Origin of the sequence: Algoriphagus formosus, from assembly GCF_002807035.1 — a bacterium.
Taxonomy (GTDB): Bacteria; Bacteroidota; Bacteroidia; order Cytophagales; family Cyclobacteriaceae; genus Algoriphagus; species Algoriphagus formosus.
The window spans coordinates 151842-172689 of the sequence record NZ_NIUC01000004.1; the positions used below are offsets into that span (position 1 = coordinate 151842).

The window sequence follows — 20848 nt, forward strand, 5'->3', positions numbered from 1 at the left end:
TTAAAAGTCGATAGTTAAGTGGAAGAATACGCGACGTGGTGTAGGGTAAGGTGCGATATCCACGTTGTTTGCTACTGCTTGAGCTCCAAAAGTGGAAGTCTCAGGATCGTAGCCTTCGTAGTTGGTGAATAGGAAAGCATTGTTGACAGATCCACCTACTCGGATATTCTGAACTGCGCTTCCAAACCATTCTTGAATTGTTGCTCTTGGGATGGTGTAATACAAACCGATTTCACGGATTTTGACAAAAGTCGCATCTTGTACCCATCGTCCAGCATTGTTGTATGGCTCTGGCTCACGCTGACGTCCATTAGGTACTCCGTCACCATTGTCATCGTCAAACCAACCATTCGTAGTACCACCACTATCAGTCAAGAATGAAGTCAGGTTGATGTTGTCTCCGCCTTGTCTCCAGTCTGTCAAGATGGAAAGTTCAAGTCCTTTATAAATGCTAAAGTTATTGAAGAAAGATAGGTTGAAGTCTGGCTGAGAATTACCCCAAATGGTAAATCCACCCGGCACGTTAGGATCAGCAGGAGTACCTACGATCGTGGTAGGAGAGTAGCCTTCAGCATACAAGAAAGTACCTAGACCAGCACCAAATGCTCCAGCAGTGTAGGTAGGAATACCTAATCTGGTCATTTCGATTTGATTTCTCCAGAAGAGAATTCTCGAGAACCATTTGAAATTTGGATTCTCTACAATATTACCGGAAAGCGCGATTTCGATCCCTTTGTTTTGAAGTTCTGCCTCATTACTTGGAGTGGTGTTTACACCGGTAGCTGGAGAAAGTCTCAAGCTTTGAATGTTATTCTGAGTGTTTTTGATGTAGTAAGTTGCTTCCAAGCTAAGTCGGTTATTGAACATACCCACATCCACACCGAATTCCAGTTCTGTCGCTGTTTCAGGGCGGATTTGTGTGTTTCCGATTTGAGTGGAAACTACAGAGCCTAGTAGCCCTCCAATGTTGGTACCGCCTAGTGGAGTAAAGGTCGCTCCGAATCCTACCGGACCAGCAGTTTCACCATAAGCAATTCTTGGTTTTACTTGATTGAAAACTGAAGAACTCCAGAAGTCGAAATTAGCTAAGTTTACAGCCAAGGAAGCCCTAGGGAAAGCATAATACTGATTTGGGTCACCATTCAAAGTGGACTTATCCCAACGAATACCAACCGTACCGATGATTTTGTCTTCGAAGTTGGCTTCCTGCTGTAAGAAAATACCTGCTTCCTGTACTTCGGAATTGAATTCCTGATTGATTTCCTGAATAGCCGCTTGTCCTAGGTTTGTTTGGCCTGGAACCAATCCTCTACCTCTATTGAAAAGAGCGCTATTGTTGAAATCTAGTCGAACCAATCCAGCCTGAGAGTTCATATTGACTTTTCCAAGAAACCAGTTGTAAACCAATGCCGCTTGGAAGTTGGTGTTGAAGCTTTCCTGCTTACCCTTCAATACATCACCGGGGTTTGCTTGAGCTCTCTGGAATTGTAGAAATTCAGGAAGATAAATCAGTGTTCTGTTTTGTAAGAAATCTAATCCACCGGCAATGTTGGCAGTAAGAAAACTATTCTCAGTTTTCAAAAGATCAATATCCAAGGTGAATGCTTGGATGAAACGATTTACTTCTGAGTTGTTTACCGCATTGTCTGTTACTGCTACCGGATTGTCTGAGAAGTAAGGGTTGACAGGGTAGGTACCATCGGCATTCCTTCTCAGATCAAAATAATTAGGTACATAAGCAATGCTGTATCCGATAGATGCACCAGTATTGTTCTGGTTTCCAGTGAATCCTCGGTCTGTGTTAGACTGAATGTAGTTGGAAGATACTCCAAGACGAATGGCATTACTGATCTTATGATCAATGTTTGCTCTTACGGAATAACGCTGAAAACCGGTATTTCGAACAGTACCTTCTTCGTCAGAAATGTTACCTGATACGAAGAATTTGGTCTTCTCATTACCACCCGATACATTCACTCGAGTATTTAGCAGTGTAGCTTGATTGTTGTAAAAGAAGTCTTCATAGTCGATGAAATTACCAGAAGATTGTGCAGCTCTGAATCTTTCAAGCTCAAGCGGTCTTCTTGCTTCAGGGAAGAAGAAATTGATTTTATCCTCACTCCAGTCATCTACACCAAGTAGTCTTAATGGCTCGGCAAAACCGATATCCTGAGAAAGGGATACGGTAGTTCTTCCTTCAGCACCTCTTTTGGTAGTAATGATGATTACACCTGCATTGGCACGGGTACCGTAGATCGCTGCAGCGGATGGACCTTTCAAAACTTCAATCGTTTCGATGTCAGCTGGGTTTAAGTCAGCGAGACGGTTAGCTCCGTCATCCTGATTGCTACCACCTGCTCCTGTTACAGATGCTCGACCGGTTCGTTGGGTGGCATTGGAAATATAAACACCATCCACAATAATTAGTGGCTGAGATGCACCAGAAAGACTGGAGATACCTCGAAGCTGTATCGACATGCCACCACCTGGAGCACCGCCGTTTGACCGGATAGTAGCACCGGCTACTTTACCATAGAGGGCCCCGTCGGTGGTTTGGATCGTTGTTGTTCCAGTGAGGTCTTTGGCAGAAACAGTAGAAACTGCGTTGGCGAGATTACTTCTTTTTACAGAAGATGCAAGACCCGTCACTACCACTTCCTCCAAATTAGTTGCATCCTGATTCAACTGAATATTCAGATTGCTCATAGAGGAGGATACATTGATTTCTTTTGTCAAGTATCCAATAGAAGAAACAACAAGGGTTGCTCCATCGGCATTTTGGATGCTTAGTGAAAAGTTACCATCAATGTCCGTGATAGTTCCAGTGGTCGTACCCTTGATTAGAATACTCGCACCGATGAGCGGCTCCGAAGTCCGCTCGTCTGTCACAGTACCCGAGACGGATATCTGTGCCCATGCCATCCCTGTGGAGAGCCACAGAAAAAGCAAAGGAAGGCTTAGTTTGTAAAATTTGTTCATAAGGTTTAAATATTTAATTATCTAATCTGAAATTACAAAAAGGGAATGGATTCCTCGATTAATTTTCAACTTATTGTTAAAAAATATTATGAAAGGAAAGTAGAAATGATATTTTGTAAATATTCTTTGGCAGAAAAGGATTTTTCAAAAGAAAAGAGGGGGCCTAGCCCCTCTATATTGAAAACCGCTATTACTTTTTTATCATTGGTAGTACTATTCTACTTTGGAACTTCCCTCCATGATGAATAGAGTTTGTTGCTACTACTCCCTCCGTTTCGTCGTAATTATTTCCACCAGTATTCATATTTCTGTCAAAACGTGGGAAGTTTGAGCTGGTCACTTCGATACGGATTCGATGTCCTTTATCAAAATAATTGGACGTGCTCATAGGTGTCATTTTGATCTCATAGACTTTTCCATCCTCCATCCAGACTTCTTTGTCATAGCCTTCACGGTATCGAACCCGCTGGATGGTTTCGTCTAGGTTGTAGGCTTTTCCATCCGGATGAACGTCGATGACTTTGATGGTGACATCTGTATCCTTGGCATCTGAACTCAGATACAAATACGACTCGATGAAGCCCGAAACTTCTACTCCTTCTTCTAAAGGCTCTGAGGTGTAGACGAGTATATCATCCCGAAGCTCCATTTCCGACTGGTCAAATGCCCCACCTTGTACTGCATTACCCGTACAGCATACATTTCCACCATAGGAGGGAACAGGATCCATCGGATCATAAGTGAAAGTATCTTGATTTTCTTTTTTAGGCGCCTTTGCTACCAGTTTTCCATCTCCATTTCTCGTATTGGCATTACCTTCTGAGTCTAGATAGAAATTGGTCATCACAGCTTCTTTGGGAGGCCATACATCTGAGGATTGCCACTCGTTCGAGCCCATGGTGTAGTAGGTTACTTTTGGAAGCTCATTGATGGTATTACTTTCTTCTCCTTTTAGCCACTTGTCAAACCAAGCCGTAATCACCTCATCATAGTTCCAGCGTGCATCTCCTACACTTCGTTCACCTACGATGGTGTTTTCAGTTGCTCTAGTGTAAGAGCAATGCAAAACAGGGGCGATAACCAAATACTGGTTGTCTCTTGCCATTTGACTGATAGCATTTTCTCTGGCGTGATTGTAAAGTGCGATGTTTGGTGAGGAGGATACGTCATACCAAGACACAAACCACATACTTGGTTTGTCAAAAGGCATATCGTCATGATATAGTCCACCCTGATACCAGCGTGCATCATTGGGCTTTCGTGTAATCATTTCTTCATAGATGCCTTTTGGTCCATTTACATTTTTGATAATGTCCTGAACGGGCAAATGCGCAAGGCCTTCTTTCCAGTCTACTCTTGGGTATTCCGGAGCCATGTCATAGAAGCGCTGCAATCTCAATAAGTCCTCTTGAGCGATTCCTCGCTGAAGTCTTGGAGCCATTGGGTCATGTTGTGTACCATAAAGCCAAGCTGTAAAAAGCATCTGCCCAGCACCTCCTCGGTACCAATTGCCCTGCTCTACAAAGTCTCCGATTTTACCAACTCCAGCACCAAATCCTTGTGGGACCAAAGCTGCTAATGCAGGATGATCTAGTGAAGCAGCAGCCATTTGCCATTCTGCTGTGGAGGAACAGCCAAGGAGACCGATTTTTCCATTACTCCAAGCTTGCTCAGACATCCAGTCAAAAGCATCATAGCTATCTGTCAGCGGTGTCCCGAGAATATCCCATTCACCTTCAGAGAAAAAGCGCCCTCTTTCATTTTGTACGACATAGGCATATCCTTTTTTGACCCAGGAAAGGGCAGATTGCATAGTACGGGTACGAAGCTCACCGTCTCCATAGGTGTTAAAATTATAAGGAGTCCTTGAGAATACGATCGGAACAGGCTCATCTGTTTTTGGTCTGTAGATGTCCGTAGCCAGGCGAATTCCGTCTCGCATTGGCATCATTACTTTCTGATCGACGATCGCGACCTCCTCCAATTGGTCCAAAATGGATTTTTCTTGTCCAAAAACCTGGATGGAGAAAAGAAAAATCAGGACAGTAAATAGTGTCTTGGGTATTATTCTGTTCATGGTGCTGTTAAAATTTATTTGCTTTAAATTACCCTTTACAATCTGATTATTCTAAAAAAATAATGATAAGAGGTATTTCTTAGGGTTTTTAGGAGAAGAAGGTTAATAATTGGAAATAATAGTTAAGGGTTTAGTTTCTTTAAACTCTTTTCAATGAAATGGTAATTATCTTTTGTATTCATCGAGAAGGCTTAAATTTGCCCTCACAAATTTTTGATCAGTAGCCAATAAATGATGAACGAGCTAAAAACGTGGGTGGAGATTCCCAAAAATTCCGATTTTACCATCTATAATCTGCCATTTGGCATTTTCAAGAATAAAAGGCTAAGTCCTAGGGTTGGAATTGCAATTGGTGATAAGATTGTTGACTTGAGCATCTTGGATCAGGAAGGATTCTTTTCTGACCTTTTTTTACCGGAGGGGATCTTTTTAAGCGAAGCACTCAATGATTTGATTGCCTTGGGTAAAACTCAAACCAAAAAAATCAGAGAGCGCGTACAAGAATTGCTTCTGGCTGATAATGAAAAGCTTCGCGACCATTCCATCCGTGGGAAGGTAATGGTCAATCGAAAAGAAGCCGAAATGCTTTTGCCCGTCAAAATCGGGGATTACACGGATTTCTACAGCTCCATGGAGCATGCTACCAATGTAGGAAAGATGTTCCGTGATCCAGAAAATGCACTTTTGCCAAATTGGAAGCATCTACCGGTAGGCTATCATGGAAGAGCTTCGTCCATCATTCCTTCGGGCGTAAATATTCATCGCCCAAAAGGCCAATTCAAGGATCCGGATATGGAGAGCCCTTCTTTTGGTCCGAGCAGAAGAATGGATTTTGAGCTGGAATTAGCATTCATCACGGGAAAGTCTACCAAGCTTGGGGACTCAATATCTACAGAAGAAGCGGAAGACTATATTTTCGGATTTGTCTTGTTTAATGATTGGTCTGCAAGGGATATTCAGGCTTGGGAATACGTTCCATTGGGTCCATTCTTGGGGAAAAGTTTCGCTTCCTCCATTTCACCGTGGGTAGTTACCATGGAGGCTTTGGATCAATTCCGCCTAGATGGACCGACTCAAGACCCGGAGGTTTTGCCATACTTGAAATGTGAAACGCCACATAGTTTCGATATCAATCTGGAAGCCTATATCCAGCCAGAGGGAGTAAAACAAGCCAGTCGAGTTTGTCGATCCAATTTCAAATACATGTATTGGAATATTGCGCAGCAGTTGGCGCATCATACTGTCAATGGCTGTAATATCAATGTGGGAGATATGATGGCTTCAGGAACTATTTCAGGTCCCACTGAGGATTCTTATGGCTCCATGCTCGAGTTAAGCTGGAAAGGAAGTAAGCCCATCAAACTGGATACTGGAGAGGAGCGAAAATTCATTGAAGATGGAGATACGGTGATCCTTAAGGGATACGCAGAAAAAGAAGGCATGCGAGTTGGCTTTGGAGAAGTTCGATCCAAACTCCTTCCGGCCAAGTAATAGCTTCGAATAAGCGTAAAGAAAAATCCCGAGATATGGTTTAAGCCTTTCTCGGGATTTTTTTATTTGAATGTCCGCTATCTTACTTATCAATAACCAAATTATATTAGATTCACCTCGACTTCGCTCGGTGAACGTCACTTTGTAAGGTTGGGGAGGGGAGGGAAATGCGGTTGAGCCTCATTTCCCTCCCCTCCTAAAGTTAACCGCGAATTCGGAGGCCGAGCGAAGTCGAGGCCATTTTATGCTATTGGCCATTTTCCGGATGATCATTCTTTTTTCTTAAAAACTTACTTTCCCACTATTTCTAAAAGTGTCTCTGGCTCATCTGTGGTGATAAAATCGATTTTTTTATCAAGCAGAAACTGCATCACCTCTGGGTCATTGACGGTCCAAGAATTGGTGGTCAGTCCCAGTTCGCGGGCTTCCTCAATCCAGTTTGGCTTCAGTTGGAGAATTCTGAAGTTGTAATCAAAGCCATAAAACCCAGCTTCCTTGAGTTCAGCCGGCGATTTGTCTCCGGTCAAATAGGCGACCTTTGCGGTAGGATCGGTAGCGATGGCTTTTAAGCCACCTTCATAGCTAAAGGTGATGTACTCTACCCAATCTTGGGCCTGAAGTTTTTGAACCGTAAGCACTGCCAATTCTCCCACTCGCTCACTTCTTTCGGTGCTGATTTCTGATGGCTTAAATTCCAAAATCAGTTTCGTCTTCTTTTGCTTCATTCCTTCTCGAAGGTATTCTTCTAGCGTGGGTATTTTTTCTCCGTTTGGGAGTTTTTTGCTCAATAGGGTCTCATAGGTTTCATGCTCTATGTCCAATCCCTGAAAGTCTGCATCATGATTGATTACCAACACTTCATCCGCAGTCATCCATACATCAAATTCAGATCCTTCGCAGCCCAGTCGAATGGCTTCTCTGAGGGAAGCGATTGAATTTTGTGGAAGCTCATTCTTTTTCCAAGCACCGCGGTGGGCTATGACTTTATTTTGGATAAAAGTGCTCTGTGCACTGAGGCTGAGACTTAGAAAACAGAGAGCCAGTGAGAGTAGAAATGCTTGCATTTTAGGATTGATTTTGGATTTCGAAAGCGGAAATTATTCCCTTTCTAGGAATTATGGCAATTTTTTAAAAAAGTTCATAGAAACTTCATTCAGGATCAGCCTTGGAATCAAGAATCATTATCAGGTTTTTTTGGTCCTGCCATTTTGTAGAGGAGCCATCCAATACCAACCAAGAAGTGGAGGGCCAAAACTACGACTACGATGATCAAAGTGGTATTGCTTTGCATGGGTTTCTTCAATCGACGGTTTACGGTTGAAATTAACAAAATCGCTTGGGAGTAAATCAATTTTATAAAGAACCTCAGCGAGTTTCCTTGTTTGAAGATTCTTTTAGGAGTGCTTTTCTTTGGACAAAATCAATTTGACATGTCGTTTTTTTTAGATAGTAAGGTTAAAAACTTTCTAATTCTTTCCTTTTGAATTAAAAATAATTACCTTTTAAAACACTGATTTTCAAACTAATAAATAGCCTTTAGGCTAGATTGTTTACGGTTCCCGCTCAACACCTTCAGGTAAAGCTTCGGGATATTGATTCGAACATGCCCACTTGGGTACCTTTTCTCTCCCTTATTTTACCCCCCATATTATCATGGCAAAAATCAAAAATTTAACCGTTACATCGCCCATCCTTTTTGCGCTTCCACTAAAAAGTGCTTGGGCTGTCACTCCGATTGACATCAATAGCCCGCTCTCTGGTGGAGCTTGGGATGGTGCAGGAAAGCTGAAATTTTCCCGTGGAGAAGTTTTGGCAAAAAACGATGCGCAATTTCTCTATCTGGCAATTGATGTGGTGCAGGACACAGGTAATGATTCCGGTACCGGTGATTACTTCTGGCTTTCTTTTGACAGAAATAGAGACCGGGCGATCACTTCAAATTATGACATCAATTATGCGCTCCACCCAGGCCAGCCGAATAAACTTGCGCGGCAGTATTACCTCGGGCCAGCGAGGTGGACAGGTATTTTGAATGATCCGAGTAGTTCGGAAGTGGTGCAAGAATTTGGCTCAAGCGAGGCATCCTCAGCATCCCATCGTATTTGGAAGTTTAAAATTGATTTGAAAGAAATCAATATCGCCCTTTCATGGCCCTTGAGTCCGCCTTATTCTTATTTCGGTTTTCGGGTGAAATCCACTAGACCTGGTTTTACGACAGATTTCCCGGGCAATTTTTTCAAGGATTTCAAAAAGCTGAGACAAATTATTTTGTCCAGAAAACCCGGAATCCCTGACAAATTAGCCGGCCCTTTGATCGGAGGAATTGGCTTGATTCCGAAAACGAATATCAATCAATCCACAGGAAGGGCCACCACTGATGAGGGTTATTATAAGCACTTCGAAAATGCTGCTTTTGGAGGGACATTGAATGTGATTGGCAATCGTACCAAACTACAGCAGCTTTGGGAGCAAGGAGCTAGGAAATACCGGGTTCTCATAGACCCGCCAACAGGACCGGCTCAGAAGTTACTTAGCAATTGGTCCAATTATCGGTGGAATGGTTCTTCCTATGTGCTAGAGACCTTTTCCGCTTCAGCTTTGGGATATTATCAATTGGCAAATCCAGCGATAGATTACTCGATCGATGACTTACTGATCCAATTTCCTACCATAGCCTTGCTTCCAGGGATTCACAAAATCACCGTGATATTTTACAAGGGAAGAACGGTTGCAGCGACGGATACGGTAAATATTTACATCGATAATCATCTGCCAGGAGTGAATATCGAAAGTATCAAGCACGGAAGGAGTGAGGTGTCTGCCTGTGCGATTGAAACGATTGGACCCGCACCTGATGGATTGAATTTTAGAATTACAGCGAACGATCCGCAAGGAAACCTTCGTGCAATTCAATTCAAAGCCACCTACGGTGAAAATCAAACTGCTGTAATTTTCAGTGAAAGCTATCTTCCCTCGAAAGGCAATTGGGTAGGTCATACCAATCTATTGATACCATCTAGTGGTAATTGGCGTCCACCTCAAACGTGTGCCTACAGCTTTGTGCTTACAGCCTCGGCAAGAACAACCAATGGCTATGATTACATTGGGCATATTTCTACTCATAGAAATTTGACGCTGCTGTTGAAATGATTGATTATTAATGAAAAAGGCCACCTTGAAATCAAACAAGGTGGCCTTTTTAGTAGTTTTTTCGATTAGTTAAATCCAAACTTTTTCAATCCTTCATGACTGATTTTAATGGCTTCAAGTGGATCAAGATCAAAGGTATTGTCTTGCTCGACCAGGTAATATTCCATTCCGGATTGGTCCTTTTCCGCCAAAATCCGAGCGAAATCAATTGTACCTGTACCCACAGGGGCAAATTCTCCAGCTTCACTCATGTCTTTGACATGCCAAGCTTTGAACCTACCCGGATATTTTTCGAAGTAGGCTACTGGGTCAGCACCAGCTTTCGTTACCCAAAATAAGTCCATTTGATAGTTGACGTGAGCAGGGTCTGTATTTTCTAAGATATAATCTGTCAGGATAGTGCCATCTTCCATAGGCTTAAACTCAAAGTCATGGTTGTGATATAGAAGCTCAAGTCCAGCAGCAGAGCATTTCTCACCGATTTCAGTTAGAATGCTCACTAATTCTTCTGGTGTTCCTTTCATACCCATTCCATCAGGACCAAAGCTAAACATGCCCATTGGGGGAACAGGAATTACAAAGTATTCAAATCCAGCTGCTTTAGTGGCAGCAATTTGCTCATCGGCATTTTCCAAAGTCACGCCACCCATGTGCGTACTTCTGGCATCCAAGCCGATAGATTCTAGATAGCTTTTGAACTCGGCTGGTTCCATACCATAAAACTTACCATCGGCATAGCCTGCAGCCTCTACGTAGGCATAGCCTGCATCTGCTACTTTTTGGAGTGTGCCTTTCGGATCGGTGCCCATTGCATCTCGAAGGGTGTAAAGGGCCAAGCCTCCGAAGTTTGTTGATTCCATGCTTGTCTCTTCGTTTGATTCGGTTTGTTCATTGGATTGCGGGCTGCATCCTAGGCTTAAAGCCAAAAGACCAGCAATTCCAAGGTTTGATAGGAGTGTCTTCATAGTGATTTTTAATTTGTCCCTAAGTTAATTCATATACATGAAAATGATCCCTTTTTTGGATAAATGGAAGGAAGGAAATGGTTGAGGTATATCCCTCATTGTTAGATTCGATGGAACAATTTGTACTCAAATCCTTTTCTATAATGGAACTAACCTTTAAAATTTTTATGGCAGATAAAGTCAAAATAGTAGATATTCAGGAGCTTACACATGATGTGAAGCAGTTTAAAGTACAAAAGCCAAGCGGCTATTCTTTTGAGCCTGGCCAAGCTTGCGAGGTAGCAATCAATAAAGAGGGTTGGATAGAAGAAAAAAGACCCTTCACTTTTACCTGCCTCCCAGAAGACGATCACTTAGAATTTGTCATCAAATCCTACCATGACCACGATGGAGTGACCAAAGAGATTGACAGTCTTAAAGTGGGAGATGAGCTATTAGTCGATGAATCATGGGGAGCAATTCAATACCAAGGCAAAGGGGTTTTTATAGCCGGTGGTGCTGGAGTTACGCCTTTTATAGCCATTTTCAAAAGCTTGAAAGCCCAAGGGAAAGTAGACGGAAATAGCCTGCTTTTCGCGAACAAAACTTCCAAGGATGTGATTTTGGAAGATTGGTTTGAGAAAACGCTCGGGGAAAATTTCATTTCCATTTTAGATCAGGAAGAAAAAGAAGGTCATGCCCATGGTCGAATTGACAAAGAATTTTTACAGAAGCATATTTCTGATTTCAAGCAGGAATTCTACGTCTGTGGACCCGAACCGATGATCAAAGCAGTCAGCAAAGCGCTGGAAGAACTCGGCGCCAATCCGGAGGCGATTGTATTTGAAAAGTAGATTGAACATCCATAGCTGAAATGACCTGTTTTAAAGGAGCTTGTTATCTATTTTTCCTTTCTAGGGATTTAACCTTTGGAATTAAGTTGAGTTGCTAAAAGCATCTTAGTTACCATTTCACTACTCCTGTTCCCCCGCAAATACTACAAGTGGATTCTCGGTCAGGACCACGCACCGTATAAACTGGAGCACTTCCGGCATATTCTCTTGAGACCTTTCCGTCTGTAGATCGATAAACGTTGTAGGAGGGGCTTCCTTGTATCTGCCTGGATCTTCCGGGGATCATCATGGTTCCTTTTCCATCACACATGGGGCAGCGCTCATGGTCGGGGTGCTGTGGACTTCCTCCGGTAGTAATAGTATAGGAAACGCTAGGTTTAGGGATTTGGACTGTGCCATTTAATACTTTGACGGTCTGTCCATTTGGAGCGAAATAAGTTCCAGTATATTCTGCATCCGCTTGATAACTTCCTGTAAATCGCCATCCATTGGAGTAATGGTATGTGCCATTTCCCTCTTTTTGGCCGTTGCTAACAGTTCCAACATAACGATCCCCGTTAGCGAAATCCCATTCACCATTTCCATAGGGTTGGAAATCTTTGAAGTTTCCTTTGTATTTGTTTCCAGATGGAAAATGGTATTCGCCTTGGCCATTCGCACAGTCACCTGATACGCATCTTGGATCTCTTTTGGCCTGATAGGATTTGTAATCTTGAGCCTCTACTTTGATGTATTGACTCTCTATTTTTTTCCCTTTGTAATACTCTACTTCCTCATAAGAACCATCCTCGAAAATAATCCTTCCGAAACCGTGTTCGAGACCTTTTTGAACCTCGCCTTCGTAGCGGTAGGTTTCATAGTACATTGTACCCGCACCTTCAGGAATTCCTTTGACAAATGTCCCTTCATAGATGCAATAGATGAGATCCATTTTTCCAAAGCCATTTTTGCAATCTCCTTCCAGACACTGCGCTTCTGCGGTGATAAAGCCAGCGAAGATAAAAAGTCCGATTAGGAAAGTTTTGATCATTTTGTCAATAGTTCTTTGGCTTTGGCATCATCCGAAGCGGCTTCTGCATCATTTCCCAATTCTTTATGAATCGCAGATCGCAAATAATACATCATCCCATCATTTGGATTTTTTGAAATCCCTTCACTTATAAAGGAGAGTGCATCCGAAAACTGATTCAAATTAAAAAGTGCTGTTGCTCCATTCAAATAGCCGTTGTTATTGCCAGGCGCGAGTTCGAGTGATTTTTTCGCATCACTTAATGCCTCCTGGTATCTGTCTACTTTTAAATAGGCCAAGGATCGACTGTAATAATTGGCTGCATTTTTTGGAGCCAGTTGAATAGCTTTCGAATATTCCGTGATTGATTCGGAATATTTCCCCATATCGGCCAAAAGGCTAGCTTTAGTTGAGATTACTTCCTCATTATTCGGTTCGATTTTATCCGATAGATTCAGGTCGGAAAGTGCCTTTTCTAGTTCCCCTTGTTTTCTGAACACTTCAGAACGTTTTAGGTAAACTGTGGCATTTTGGCTATTTAACTCTATGGATTTTTGAAAGTCTGCTAAGGCACCTGAAAGGTCATCTAATTTTTCTTTCGACTCTCCTCTAAGCATCCAAATAAAACTAGATTCGGGATCACTTTTCAAATATTCATCAAAATCCCGGATCGCCGGCTCGTATTTTCCTGATTGGAATAAGCTAAAACCTCGGATGAAATAGGCGTCAATCAATTCAGGATTACCATTTATTGCCATGGTGGCAGCTTGAATTACCAATAAATAGTCCCGCTTACCCAAATGGGCAGATGCTTTGGTGTAATAAAAATCAGATGTTAATTCTGAGGAAGCATCTTCAAATTTTTGAAGGTATTCCAAAGCTTTATCGTTATCTCTTAGGTTGTTGTAGTTTGATGCAATGGGTACAAAAACCTGTTCTGGATTTTCTGATCGATTGGCGAAATTCAGGTAATCCCGATTTGATCCTTCAAAATCTCCCGCATAGGATAGCACTTGGGCTCGGTTAATTAACCAATTGACACTGTCGGGAGCTCCTAGAATGGCCTTGTTAATATTTTCAATCCCTTTGTCAGTTTCCCCAAAAAAAGCCTGTAGATACCCATAATTCAATAGGGCTTCAGGATTATTCGGATATCCCTCGTACGCTTTTTTAAAATATTCATAGGCCGTTTGGTAATCCCCTGCTGAAAATGCTTCTATCCCTTGTTTATTAAGGCTTTCATAACTTTGAGCCTTTGCATTCAAGGCCAATAGCGAAAGCAATAGAATGAGGTATTTTTTCATGACATTAAAATAAAATTTTAATAAATTGATTTTTTTTAATTAATAAATTTAAAAAATTTAAAAATCCGATTTATAATTTTGTTCTGATCAGTATGTTTTAAAGAGTAAATCCAAAACTTCGGGTGTTTCAATAGTTGCATTCCCTGTTTAAATAGCTTGAGAAACTTAGTTTGGCTTTTTGTTTTGAAACAGATTTTTGAGAGTTGTAGATGAAGTGAGGCTTTGAAAGTTTTGCCGAGAGGAAGGAAGAGGAGGACAAAAGTCCTCGCTCTCTGTCCACTGAGCAGCCTCACCTCAAAGCAAAAAGCGCTCTTCTCAGTGTAATATCAGTTGCTTGCGGGCTCCTTTTTTAGGATCCACTGTTTTGAAAATAAGTTTACCAGATGGAGTAGTTAGATATGGTATGGTTCCAACAACTAGGTGATCATCAAAATCATAGCTGCTGGATATTTTCATGCTTTGAGGATCAATTTTAAAAATCCTCGCTTCAGCCATAACTTCATCCATCCGTACGGTTGTGATTTTCAGAACGCTTCCAAAATCTTCTCGGGAGGTATGGATTCCTTGTTCCAGCTCAGCTGGAACGCTGCGGATTAAGGCAAAAACCGTCCCGTTCACTTCAAAAATTTCCGAAGGTAAATGGATTGGGTTTTTCCCGATTAAGCGAACAGGCTCATTGTTATCTCCTTCGATTTCTTCAGTCAGGTATGCCTTTTTCAAATCGCCTTGAGGGGAAAGTTGAAGGATCACTGTAGAAACTGGTGCCTGCTGATTAGCAAAGCTGAGCATATAATCCCCATTGGAAAGTTGGGTGATGTTTTCAACTGAAGCGACATTCAAATCCTTGATTTTCGCTTTTGACCCTGCTGGGATTTGCAATTTAGCTTCGATATCCGTGTTGAAAATTTGCTTTGCAAATACTAGATCATCCTCAACCTTGTAAATGGCAATGCTTGGTTTTTTATTCAGTCCGTCTGGGTAGAAGGGTGCGATAATAAACTGCGAATTACCGGCATCCATGATTTTTACATCTACCGTTGGTCTTTTTTTAGGGCCTTCAGCAAATGGAAGTCGAATCTGCTTTAAAATATTTCCCTGCGGATCCATTCGAATAGCCATCAAGTCGCTATCATCTTTTGTACCTTGTGAAACGAGTGCCAAAACTCCATATGGCGTTTGAGAATAGGTTATTCCAACTGGAGCTGATTCCAGGTTTGTAATCACCTGATTGTCCCAGGTTTTGGAGCTCATGTCATACACGCCAGAAATGTATTGCGGCTCAGAGGAAGCCATCAAACCTGCAATAAATGCTTTCCCATCCAAAGGAATGTAATCCGTGTTGCCATCTAAAGCACGTAGAAAGCGGTTCATTCTTCGGGTTTGATAGTTTTGGTTGTCAACACCTTCACCTTGCAGTGCAAAGGAGACAAAAGGCCAGAATTTGTCATCCAATTGGATTTGATCATCTTTCTTGAACTTATATCCAGCCCACAAATCATTGTAATATCTGTTTTCGAACTTCCCGATATTCAACTTGGGTTTCCCAGCTAGGACGGTTTTTTGGAAGTAGCCAAATTCCTTTCCTGCTAAATTATCAGGGACTTTTGAATCTGTTAGCATGGGTTCGGCTCCGATATTTGGAAATTGAGTGAGGCTGGATTCGTTGTAAGGTTCTTCGATAGAAGAAATTACCTCTCCAGAATCGTCTGTGGTTACTTCTAAAAACATCAACCCATTCTTTTTATCCCGATAAAGGAAAAAATTGTAAAGCTGGGTCATGTCACTGTTCCAATAAGAACCGCCATTAAATAATTGCCCTTTTTGGGCGGCTTTCTCAGCATTAGGACTTAGAGGAATATCAACTTCATTGGCTGAGATTTCTTGGGAATAGGAGGAGTAAATCCCTGCAATTCCCATAAGGAGTGCGAGTGTTAATTTCTTGATCATTGCTTTGAGTGTTTTGTTGAATCAAATTTCTGATCCCTAGGAAAAAAATCTCTCCCATTTTCCATGATTTTTCTCCCTGTTTTCGGGGAGTAAAAATCCTTTTTAAGATTAGCGACTACTTTTTAATCCAATTTTTTTATTTTTCAAGGTTGAGAAAACCACTGCATACGATGAGTCAGAAAAAAAACGTCTCTGCTTTTTTAGGATTGATTCTTGGAATGAGCATTTCCTCCTTCGCACAGACCGATAGTCTTTTTAAAGCACTTGAAGAGTTTCAACAGAAGGGTGAGTCTTTTCAAGTCGTGGAGTCATATAAAAATATCGGTCGGTATTATGAGTCAATACAAGCCTATGATTCAGCATTTTACTTTTATCGGAAAGAGGGAGCATACATAAAAGCCCATTTTCAAGAACAAGTTCAGGATTCTCTTCTTGGCAAGGTTTACATGGATTTTTCTTTTGTCGCCTTAGGCCTTCGGGATCTTGATATGGCTTTGCCGTACCTGGATAGCGCGGAAGTGGTTTACGAGCGCTTGGGAAGTAATGGGGATTTGGCTAGGGTAATGAATAATCGAGCCAATGCACTCAATGAAATGAACCGATATGAAGAGGCGATTGGCTATTTACTCAAAGCTATTGAATACGGAGAGCTAGTTGAAAATCAAGAAAGCAAAGATGCATTACTCAATAGCGTGTACAACAATATTGGGAAAAATTACCTCTCCTTGGAAGATTGGCTGAATGCTGTCAAATACACCAGAATGGCAATCGCTATTTCATCTTCTTATGAAATTAATAATGCACATGCAAGGCTTAATCTAAGTAATGCCTACATCGGAATGGATTCTACCGAATCTGCTTTCAATATGGCAAAGGAAGCAGAAGATATTTATGTGAAAGTAGGCTTTCCTTACGGAGTGATTGCTGCTAAAAACAACCAAGGATTGGCCTTGAAAATGAAGGGAGAAATGGATGAGGCAGCTTCCTTATTTCAGGAATCCATCGACATGTCTGAAGAGATAGACTATCCTTTGGGTGTATTGGAAGGATTAATCAATCGGTCTGAAATTTTAGCAGCTAAGAAGCAGTATAGTCAGGCAATTTCTGAAATGAAAGAGGCAGAAAGGTTATGCAATTTATATGATGACCGTCAATACCTAAAGTCTGTTCGGGAGAATTTGGCGAAGCTTTATGAGGAAACTGGAAATACTGACTATGCATTGACTTATTTCAAAGCTTATAAGCAATTGGAAGATTCGCTTAAATCCACAGAGAATATAAAAAATGTTAATGATCTTCTGCTTAAATACGAGACTTCGGAGAAAGAAAAGCAGCTTGCGGAACAGGAAGTGGAGATTCAAACTCAAAAAGCCACATTGGCTGTTCGTAATTCTCAATTGACCTATTTGCTCTCCGGGTTAGTAATTGTATTGTTGGGAGGGACTTTCATTTATCAACGAAATCGATCTAGACAAAAAGCTGCACTTCAACAAGCCATCATCGAAGAAAAAGAGCGGGGTTTTGATGCGGTAATTCAAGCTACAGAAGAGGAGCGAAAGAGAATCAGCAAGGATTTACATGATGGAATCGGTCAACAGCTTTCGGTATTGAAGCTTGGGCTTCAAAACCTTCAGAAAAAAGCGGATCCCGAAATTCAATCCCAATTGGTGGACATTACAGAGAAATTTTCAAAGTCTGCAGATGAAATCCGTCAAATATCCCATCAAATGATGCCCCGTGCCTTGATGGAAGAAGGACTGGTCCGTGCGTTCGAAGATTTACTCCGAAACACCTTTCAATATTCCGAAATCCAATATGAATTTGAACATCATGGGATGGAAGGCAGGCTGGACGAACGGATAGAAATCAGTATATATCGGGTATTGCAGGAGCTTCTCAACAATATTTTGAAGCATTCCGAAGCAAATTTTGTGAACGTTCAGCTCCTAAAAATGAAAGATAAATTGACCCTACTAGTCGAAGATAATGGGAAAGGCTTATCCGATGAAAAATCAAATGGACATGGCCAAATGAATATTCGAAACAGATTAGATTTAATCAAAGGAACTGTCAATTATGAATCCAGTCCGGAAAGTGGTTTTGTAGCGGTCATTTCTGTTCCTGTCAAATAAATGGAGAATACGAGAATTATCATTGTGGATGATCATCAATTGATTATTGATGGGCTGAGTCGAATCATCCAGGATATTTTTGGTTTTGAACTGATCACGGCTTACCATGATCCGTTGGAAGCCTTGCAAAAAGTTCCTGTTTGGAAGCCAGATATCTTATTGGTGGATTTTGAAATGCCACACCTAAACGGGTTGGATTTGATTCGAAAATTGAAACAACAAATTCCAGAATTAAAGACAGTTTTACTGACAATGCACTTGGATCATGCTACAGTTAGGGAAGCTTTATCTGTAGGAGTGAATGCGTATATCCTGAAAAATCTAGATGAATTTGAGTTGAGGATTTCTCTTGAAAAAGTTAGTAAAGGACAAAATTATTACAGCGCTCCAGTGACAGAGGTTTTGAATTCCCGTTCTAAATCCATTCAAAAAACTTCTCATTCCCAACTTGAGTCATTGAGTAGTCGGGAACGAGAAGTCTTGAAATTGATAGCCGAAGCTTTTTCTACCAAGGAAATAGCCAACCAACTCTCTTTGGAAATTTCAACGATAGAAAGTCATCGGAAATCTCTTATGAGAAAATTAAATGTGCACAATGTTGCAGGACTTGTCCGAATTGCTGTGCAAGAAGGACTGGTTTCCTAATCCTCCAATTTTAGACAAATCCAAAAAGAACTGGAAATAAGAATATGACAGTCGAAGCCCAAACCAAATAGGCTGGTAAGAAATTGGAGATGGTTTGACCGACCTGGTTAATGCTTTTCTTGGATCTAACAGTCAACAAGAGGTCTTTTCCCACCCAAATCAAATGCACCATCATCAGTATATTAATTCCTAAAATCGCCGTGCGGTTAGGGGTGAATCCCCATTCGTTGATTCGGAAGATGATGGCGGACAAGGCAACACCATTTACAAGCAAAGTAGCTAAGGCTAAAAGCAGCAAAAGCCAGTTTTGGGAAGCTTGATTTTTTCCTTGGCTATTCTCTGCAATCGAGAAAAAAATCAATGCCATCACACCAATCAAAAGCAAATTAAAGAGTAATAGAAACTCCCGGTCATTGTATGGGTCTTTGCCTGCATATACGATAGCTCCTAGGTAAACCAAGAGCATCACCAAAACTAGCGGACTGAAAATTCGAGCGATTATCGGCGGGACTTTATTGACCAATTGGGGATTGGTTTGGGTCAGGTGGGTAGCAATTAATGGGATAGAGGCCAGTCCAAAGACGGCAATGTACTCCATATAAAATTCCTCAATTCTCAAACCAATCAGGCTAAAGAGTCCAATCGTAATTGCCGAAAGGATTCCTCCCGAAAGGACCAATAATCCACCCATGATAATGGCATCACCATTGAACCGAAGGAAGCCCAATCTGCTTTCCGAACTTTTCCAATTTTCCCCTCCAAAAGAAAAGCCCAATAATCCCCAAAGTAAAATAGGCAAGTGAATACAAGCTAAAACCAGCGTATCACTACTTTCATTGTCAGGTAGTAGATTGATGTAAATCAGCGAAGCGAGAAAGGATAGGGTAAGAATGATGGTGCTTTTCTGTGAAAGCTTGTTTTTCCAAGCGAAATAGGCTGAAACAAAAGGGAAAACCATCAGTCCAAGATTTTTGGGATAAAAGAAATCTTCTTGGATGGGAAAAATTGCCGGAAGCTTTGCGTAAAGCCCTGCAAGCAAAGAAACCACAATCAAGAATGTCCAATCTGATTTTTCTCCCCATTGAATGCTATCCGAAGGTGTTTGAAGTCGAGCTTTCCAAAATTCAGAAATCGGAGATTGGTTTTGAATACTTGGATAGATGTCCAAGAATGCTTTTTTGAATTCAGATTTATTCTTTATATAAAGTTTTTCCAACTCTTCTGCCTGGTCGAGATGGGATAGGATTTCTTCTTTCATGGTGTTTTTGGGATTGGTTTAGTGTGACTTATTCTCTTTAATGAGATTTTCAAGAAAGTCTAAATGATCTTGAAAGGCTTTTTTTCCTGATGCTGTAGCCGAATAATTGGTTTGCGGTTTTCTGCCCACAAAGGTCTTTTCTACGGCTACATAGCCTTGGTTTTCCAAGTATCGTAGGTGAGAAGCGAGGTTTCCATCCGTCACCTCCAGGATCTCTTTGAAGGAATTGAAGTCAAATTGCTCATTGACCATCAGGATGGACATGACACGCAGTCTGACGACATTTTCAAATGCTTTATCGTAATTCCCCTTCACCTTAGCGATCGTATTTTTGGTACATCAAGGCGCCATATACCACATGTAAAATTCCGAAACCGGAAACCCAAAACCACAAGCCATAATCAGGAAAGAAGGCTGCCATTATTCCCAAAATCAATTGAAAAAAGCCTAATTTCTGTATTTCCCCTAAGGTAAAATTAGAAGCAGCAACTAGACCCAAACCATAAAAAATCAATAGGTTGGCGGGAATCAGTTGGAAAGCTGCTTCATGAATCAGCGCAAAGGTGAAAAGCCCACCAACCAAGACAGGAATAAACAGCGCTTGCATAAAGCGCTTACTGGCACCATTCCAGAACACTTGGGCTTTTTGTTTGCTTTTTCGCTTGCTGAGCAGCCAGGCCGTACCTACAGCAAAAAGAAGTATACTGCTTGCCAAAAGAAGTAATCTCGGTAATAAGGTCGAACTATTCAATATTTGACTAGAATCTCCCCATTGGCTAGTAGGGAAGTAGAGCCAATACCAAGCTATGCCGCCACCAATCAATGCATAGATTCCAGCTAATACACCCGATAGTCCACTTAAAGAAAGGAAGCGCGTGCTCCGCTCCATCATGGATTTAATCTCGGCTAATTCTTGTTCAGGGTTTTTCATTTTAAAAGTACTTTGTGATTCAAAGTAAATGAAATTTTACAAAAAAGTATTTGGCTACATGATTTTTTTGAAATCGAAGCTGGGATTTCTCCCCGCATAGTTTACTCTGCTTTGGGAAAAATCTTAT

Annotated in this window: 15 protein-coding genes; 5 read left to right on the plus strand and 10 right to left on the minus strand. The window is 41.4% G+C overall.

What is annotated here, in order from left to right:
• Both CDH51_RS18230 and CDH51_RS18235 read right to left on the minus strand, forming a co-directional pair.
• Entirely contained in the window at positions 1 to 2979 is a 2979-nt protein-coding gene (locus tag CDH51_RS18230) for a SusC/RagA family TonB-linked outer membrane protein (protein ID WP_100629981.1), read from the minus strand.
• 190 nt (positions 2980 to 3169) lie between these two features.
• Positions 3170 to 5056 carry a CocE/NonD family hydrolase gene (locus tag CDH51_RS18235; protein ID WP_100629982.1) on the minus strand — a complete coding sequence of 629 codons (1887 nt, stop codon included), beginning with the start codon at positions 5054 to 5056 and terminating at the stop codon, positions 3170 to 3172.
• 231 nt (positions 5057 to 5287) lie between these two features.
• Here CDH51_RS18235 and fahA point away from each other — a divergent pair, with 231 nt between their 5' ends.
• Positions 5288 to 6547, plus strand: coding sequence for a fumarylacetoacetase (fahA, locus tag CDH51_RS18240; protein ID WP_394335578.1), 1260 nt, complete (start codon positions 5288 to 5290; stop codon positions 6545 to 6547).
• 290 nt (positions 6548 to 6837) lie between these two features.
• On the opposite strand, the gene CDH51_RS18245 is transcribed toward fahA, so the two are convergent.
• A complete protein-coding gene (locus CDH51_RS18245) occupies positions 6838 to 7611 on the minus strand; it encodes a glycerophosphodiester phosphodiesterase (RefSeq protein WP_100629983.1) in 774 nt (257 codons plus the stop codon).
• Between the two features lie 589 nt (positions 7612 to 8200).
• On the opposite strand from CDH51_RS18245, the gene CDH51_RS18250 reads away from it, so the two are divergent.
• Positions 8201 to 9697 (plus strand): hypothetical protein, encoded by a 1497-nt coding sequence (locus CDH51_RS18250; protein ID WP_100629984.1) that lies wholly within the window; start codon positions 8201 to 8203, stop codon positions 9695 to 9697.
• 65 nt (positions 9698 to 9762) lie between these two features.
• Here CDH51_RS18250 and CDH51_RS18255 read toward each other — a convergent pair whose 3' ends face one another.
• Entirely contained in the window at positions 9763 to 10662 is a 900-nt protein-coding gene (locus CDH51_RS18255) for a sugar phosphate isomerase/epimerase family protein (protein WP_100629985.1), read from the minus strand.
• 167 nt (positions 10663 to 10829) lie between these two features.
• Here CDH51_RS18255 and CDH51_RS18260 point away from each other — a divergent pair, with 167 nt between their 5' ends.
• Positions 10830 to 11495 (plus strand): FAD-binding oxidoreductase, encoded by a 666-nt coding sequence (locus tag CDH51_RS18260; protein WP_100630136.1) that lies wholly within the window; start codon positions 10830 to 10832, stop codon positions 11493 to 11495.
• A 109-nt stretch (positions 11496 to 11604) separates the two neighbouring features.
• Here CDH51_RS18260 and CDH51_RS18265 read toward each other — a convergent pair whose 3' ends face one another.
• The 3 genes from CDH51_RS18265 to CDH51_RS18280 all read right to left on the minus strand — a co-directional run bounded on the left by CDH51_RS18265 (position 11605) and on the right by CDH51_RS18280 (position 15755).
• The gene (locus CDH51_RS18265; protein ID WP_100629986.1) at positions 11605 to 12525 is read right to left on the minus strand and encodes an MORN repeat-containing protein; all 921 of its coding nucleotides are present in this window, start codon (positions 12523 to 12525) and stop codon (positions 11605 to 11607) included.
• Complete coding sequence (locus CDH51_RS18270) at positions 12522 to 13808, minus strand: tetratricopeptide repeat protein (RefSeq protein WP_100629987.1); 1287 nt, start codon at positions 13806 to 13808, stop codon at positions 12522 to 12524. Before CDH51_RS18270 ends, CDH51_RS18265 begins: the two co-directional genes overlap by 4 nt.
• Positions 13809 to 14123: 315 nt before the next feature.
• Entirely contained in the window at positions 14124 to 15755 is a 1632-nt protein-coding gene (locus tag CDH51_RS18280; protein ID WP_100629989.1) for a hypothetical protein, read from the minus strand.
• A 170-nt stretch (positions 15756 to 15925) separates the two neighbouring features.
• On the opposite strand from CDH51_RS18280, the gene CDH51_RS18285 reads away from it, so the two are divergent.
• Positions 15926 to 17887: a tetratricopeptide repeat-containing sensor histidine kinase gene (locus tag CDH51_RS18285; protein WP_100629990.1), complete on the plus strand. Its 1962-nt coding sequence runs from the start codon at positions 15926 to 15928 to the stop codon at positions 17885 to 17887.
• Positions 17888 to 18532 carry a response regulator gene (locus CDH51_RS18290; RefSeq protein ID WP_100629991.1) on the plus strand — a complete coding sequence of 215 codons (645 nt, stop codon included), beginning with the start codon at positions 17888 to 17890 and terminating at the stop codon, positions 18530 to 18532.
• Between the two features lie 10 nt (positions 18533 to 18542).
• Here the strand turns inward: CDH51_RS18290 and CDH51_RS18295 are convergent, their stop codons facing one another.
• From CDH51_RS18295 to CDH51_RS18305, 3 genes are read right to left on the minus strand one after another with little or no spacing between them, the layout of a single operon-like run.
• Positions 18543 to 19790 (minus strand): DUF4153 domain-containing protein, encoded by a 1248-nt coding sequence (locus tag CDH51_RS18295; RefSeq protein ID WP_100629992.1) that lies wholly within the window; start codon positions 19788 to 19790, stop codon positions 18543 to 18545.
• Between the two features lie 18 nt (positions 19791 to 19808).
• Entirely contained in the window at positions 19809 to 20105 is a 297-nt protein-coding gene (locus tag CDH51_RS18300; protein WP_157807165.1) for a winged helix-turn-helix domain-containing protein, read from the minus strand.
• Position 20106: 1 nt separating this feature from the next.
• On the minus strand, positions 20107 to 20721 hold the full coding sequence (locus CDH51_RS18305; protein WP_100629994.1) for a hypothetical protein: 615 nt from the start codon (positions 20719 to 20721) through the stop codon (positions 20107 to 20109).
• Between the last annotated feature and the right edge of the window lie 127 nt (positions 20722 to 20848).